Source organism: Pedobacter sp. 01N416 (assembly GCF_056399685.1).
Genome location: NZ_JBFTRT010000603.1, coordinates 1 through 4,341 on the forward strand (window position 1 = coordinate 1; position 4,341 = coordinate 4,341).

Below are 4,341 nucleotides of genomic sequence, written 5' to 3' on the forward strand. Positions count from 1 at the left end.
GCAATTGCCCCTGCCATGAAGAAAAAAATAATAGCAAGCCGAAGCCTGATCTTCGATTTTACAGTCTTGCATTCCAGACCTTCATTACGCAGTACCTGTGCCAGTTCTATCCCCAGATCCGTAAAAGTACCCGTCAGATGGGTAGTCCTTACGACAGAGCCGGACACCATGGACACCAGTGAATTCTGCATCCCCATGGCAAAAAGAAGACTTCCGGCAAACAACTCCTTTGAGAGAAGCGTTCCATTGTAGCTTCCCCCGAAAAATGCTGAAAACAGCAATACACCGATCTCGATGAGAATGGGAATTGAGTAAGAGTAACGTTGGTTATGACCTGTAAAGGACAAGATCAGACCTGAAATAAATGCACCACCAAGAAAAAGCATCATCCATAGGGCGATAACCCGCGCTGTGTCCCAATCCTGAAAGGCTATCCTTTCAGCAAAAAGTGCAGCATGTCCTGTTACGTTTGTGGTAAGAATGCTAAATCCAAGATAGCCTTCAGCATTGACAAAACCAGCAGTCATGCCTAACAGGCTTGCCAATCTGAGATTATGCCCATATGTCCTTTTTGGTCCTAAGTGTCTAAGCATTATAATGAAATCTGATCGCGCCCAAATAAATTACGCTCCATGATATGCCCCTAAAGAGAAGTGATATGGCCGGTTTAAAATCATAAATGGCAAAACCTTCTAGGACAGGAAAGCAATTTAAAGCAAGGCCATAAAACTGTCGCCCAAAGTTCCAAATAAATCCAGTCGAATGAATCTGATAAATATCAGTATTCAAGATGATTTCTTACCATGAAGGGGAGCATACATTTCCGATAGCTTTGCAAAGATTGAAAACCGTCTGCTACTGATCAAATTTTCTGAACAGCAATTAACTCCTGGAAAGCGACAAATTACTTTGCCGCTTTTTTTTGCGCAAAACAATTCCTTTTACCTTAATTGCCCTCCAGCCCGTAGCATCTTTGGTAATTCAGCATCGAATTACGGAAGATCTGCATGGCATTCCCCTTTATCTCCTGATTATCAAAAGCCCCATAGACAGTATCGAACTCAAGGTCTGCCGTCCTTTCAAAGAAGACATGGAATTCATCCCTGCCAAGAAGGATCTGATTGGGATAGCTATACATCACGCCGAGATGCTTTCTACTTCGGGATACATAAAGGCTATCACCGCACAAAACACTACCACCAGCAAATGCCATAACCACTATATCAGATGAAAAAACTAAGCAAAAAAGAGCTGCGTATCCATGCGTTTTGCTGGAGCATTTACATTTTCATGGAAGTTGTCCTTGCCTGGGCGATGACTGGAAAATTCAGCAATCCGCTGCACTATTTCTTTTTCTATGTACTTAATATCGGTATGTTCTATTTTCACTCCTTATGGATCATGCCGATATTGTACAGCAGCACCAGTTATCGAAAAGTGAGGTTCAGCCATGGGTTGTTATCTGAAATCCTGCTCTATCTTGGGGCAGCATCACTGATCAATCTGCTGCTGACAGGCCTGGGACAAAGAGCGACAGCACTCGTATTCAACATACGCTATATCGGTGTCACCATCTGGAGGGCAACATTTTTTATCATGTACGGTACCGGCTTTTTCTTCCTTAAAAACTACCTGAAGAAAAAAGATATGGAGATGCAGAAAGCGCTCGAGATCGAACGGCTCAGGCTCCAGCTGATTACAGCCGAAAAAGACTTTCTGCGTTCCCAGATCAATCCGCACCTGCTCTTTAACACCGGCCTGAGCAATATCAGCGCCAGACTAGCACCGGCATATCCGGGCAGATACAGTTTTGAATATGGAATGAACGGGGCTAATTTTGAAACCGAACTAAAGATTTCGCTTCAGTCGATGGCATAAAAGTTCCATGCGATTGTTTTCCATAACAATTATTTTAACTAGATGTATGGATCAAATGTATCGGATTACCGGCAGGCAGACTAGGGGAAATTTCCCGTATTTGTAGTGTAAGTTTTCCCGTTTTTTTCTGGAACTGGCTTACTGATCATAAGAAGACAAGAAAATTTCCGGTGAATTTTTGGCCTCAGAAAACTGATGTATTACCATATGCCATTATAAAACGCCATTGCTGAAACTTTGAGATATTTTATTTATCATTGAGGCTTAAATTTTGTAAATTTAAGAGTGATAATTATTACGAATGGCATCTAATTCCCTTCCCGATGAAAGTGAAATATTGACTAAAATGGCCGAGGGGGATCAATATGCTTTTACTACACTTTACAATTCCTATAGCAAGCAGTTGTTTGCCAAGATTAATCATATGGTCAATGATGAAGAAACTGCAAAGGAACTGCTTCAAGATGCTTTCTTCAAAATTTGGATTCAGCGAAAAAATGTTGATGTTAAAAAACCATTCAGATCATTTTTATTTACCATTGCGGTAAACCTTGTTTACGACCATTTTCGGAAGCTGGCAAAGGATCGAAAATATGCTCAGACTGTTTTGCAGAATGCAGTTGATTACTATACACATGCCGAAGAGGCAATTCACAGTAAGGAGAGTATGAAGTTAATCCAGCAGGCAATTGATCTGTTGCCGCCTCAGCGAAAGCAAATCTTTATGCTCTGTAAGCTAGAAGGGAAAAGCTATGATCAGGTGGCCAGTCTCCTTTCCATTTCTACCTCAACAGTCAAGGATCACATTGTAAAAGGCAATAAGGTGGTGAGAGATTATTTGCTTAAGAACCCAGACTTAGTGGTCCTTTCTTTCATTACTGCCACTTTATTAAAATAATTATAAAATATTTCATTTTCGAGCAGACCTATTTCTTTTCTTCAGCGTATTGATTAAAAAGGACAGGATTGAAAACTCAAGAAGATATAGAACAATTATTTCGCAAGTACCTCAATCAGGAGTGTACACTTTCTGAAATAAATGAATTACTCGACTACTTTGAAATCGATAAAAATGAGGCGTTGCTGAAACAGTCAATTGCCAGTTATTTTAATTCAGATAAGAAGACTGGAGAAACTAACCAACATCTTGATGCTGTTGCTGAAGTAAGAGATAAACTAATTCATCGAATCCGGGAGTACAACGAGCCTAAAAAGTCAATTAAACTTTGGCCCCGTATCGCTATTGTAGCTGCTGTTTTTATCATAATTTTTAGCATTGGATTATTATATGTGTTAAATCAACAAACTAAACCAAAAAATCCTACTGCGCATGTTAACGATGTTGCCCCGGGCAAAGAAGGCGCCACACTTACATTGGCAAACGGAAAAAAAATTCTAATTAATGATGCGCTATCAGGAAATATAGCTAATCAATCTGGTGTAAAAATATCTAAAACCAAAGACGGCCAAATTGTATATGAAGTATTAGACCAAAAATCTGATGGGATACACTACAATACACTTACAACGACTAGAGGTGAACAGATTAGTGTTCGCCTGCCTGATGGCACACTTGTATTTTTAAATGCAGCTACTATGCTTAAATACCCTACCAGCTTTGCGAAAATGAACAAAAGAGAAGTTTCTATTACTGGTGAAGGATATTTTGAAGTTTTTAAAGATAAAACCCATCCCTTTATTGTAACTACTGCCAACCAGCAAATTGAAGTACTAGGTACCCATTTTAATGTTAATGCCTATACTGATGAACCTTCTGTTAAAACAACTTTGTTAGAAGGGAGCGTAAAAGTAAATAGCAACTCCCATTCAGAAATACTTCAACCAAATCAACAATCTACCTTAACAGGCAATAAAATAACCATAAAAGAAGTGGATACAGAAGAAATTGTTGCATGGAAAAACAATGAATTTCTTTTTAAAGACGATGATTTCAAGACCAATATGCGAAAAATTGCCAGATGGTACAATGTGGATGTGATTTATGAAGATGATGCGCCCAATAGCTTTAAACTCGGTGGATTTTCTTCAAGGTCAAGAAGTCTTGCAACAATCTTAAAGCTAATGGAACAAACAGGTAAAGTTCATTTTAGAATTGATGGGAAAAAAGTATACGTAAGTAAGTAAATATATTTTTATTAAAAATCAACGAACCACTAACCTAAACATTAAAAGATGGAAAAAAAAATACGACAGAAAAGCTGAGGCTGTAAAAACCAAATCCCGATGGTGATCGGGAGATGGTCGATGTTTGGCATCGTTAATAATTAAATCAACTATTGAATCGTAGTAGCCCAAAGTTTCGAAGCAGCAGGCTCGCTACCTAACCAAACGAACAAATGTATAAAAAATATACTAATGAAATTGGTATGCCCAGATGGCATACCGCTAAAATATGGCTCATGATGCGATTAACCACCGTTATATTAATTGCTAGCTTAATGC

The 4,341-nt window shown here is 38.9% G+C and carries 5 protein-coding genes; 3 read left to right on the forward strand and 2 right to left on the reverse strand.

Annotation, left to right across the window (positions count from 1 at the left end):
* The coding region (locus AC1DND_RS24410; RefSeq protein WP_477585154.1) for a YoaK family protein at positions 1–527 on the reverse strand (527 nt) is incomplete at its 3' end.
* Between the two features lie 419 nt (positions 528–946).
* Positions 947–1,213: a hypothetical protein gene (locus AC1DND_RS24415; protein ID WP_477585155.1), complete on the reverse strand. Its 267-nt coding sequence runs from the start codon at positions 1,211–1,213 to the stop codon at positions 947–949.
* A gap of 14 nt (positions 1,214–1,227) precedes the next feature.
* Between AC1DND_RS24415 and AC1DND_RS24420 the strand changes: the two genes are divergently transcribed.
* From AC1DND_RS24420 to AC1DND_RS24430, 3 genes are all read left to right on the forward strand, one after another.
* A complete protein-coding gene (locus AC1DND_RS24420) occupies positions 1,228–1,878 on the forward strand; it encodes a LytS family sensor histidine kinase (protein WP_477585156.1) in 651 nt (216 codons plus the stop codon).
* A gap of 301 nt (positions 1,879–2,179) precedes the next feature.
* A complete protein-coding gene (locus tag AC1DND_RS24425) occupies positions 2,180–2,776 on the forward strand; it encodes an RNA polymerase sigma factor (protein WP_477585157.1) in 597 nt (198 codons plus the stop codon).
* A gap of 68 nt (positions 2,777–2,844) precedes the next feature.
* Complete coding sequence (locus tag AC1DND_RS24430; protein ID WP_477585158.1) at positions 2,845–4,023, forward strand: FecR family protein; 1,179 nt, start codon at positions 2,845–2,847, stop codon at positions 4,021–4,023.
* The last annotated feature ends 318 nt before the right edge of the window (positions 4,024–4,341 follow it).

Coding starts and splice junctions, on each gene's coding strand:
- AC1DND_RS24415 (WP_477585155.1), bottom strand. CDS start 1,213: ATGGCATTTGCTGGTGGTAGTGTTTTGTGCGGTGATAGCCTTTATGTA.
- AC1DND_RS24420 (WP_477585156.1), top strand. CDS start 1,228: ATGAAAAAACTAAGCAAAAAAGAGCTGCGTATCCATGCGTTTTGCTGG.
- AC1DND_RS24425 (WP_477585157.1), top strand. CDS start 2,180: ATGGCATCTAATTCCCTTCCCGATGAAAGTGAAATATTGACTAAAATG.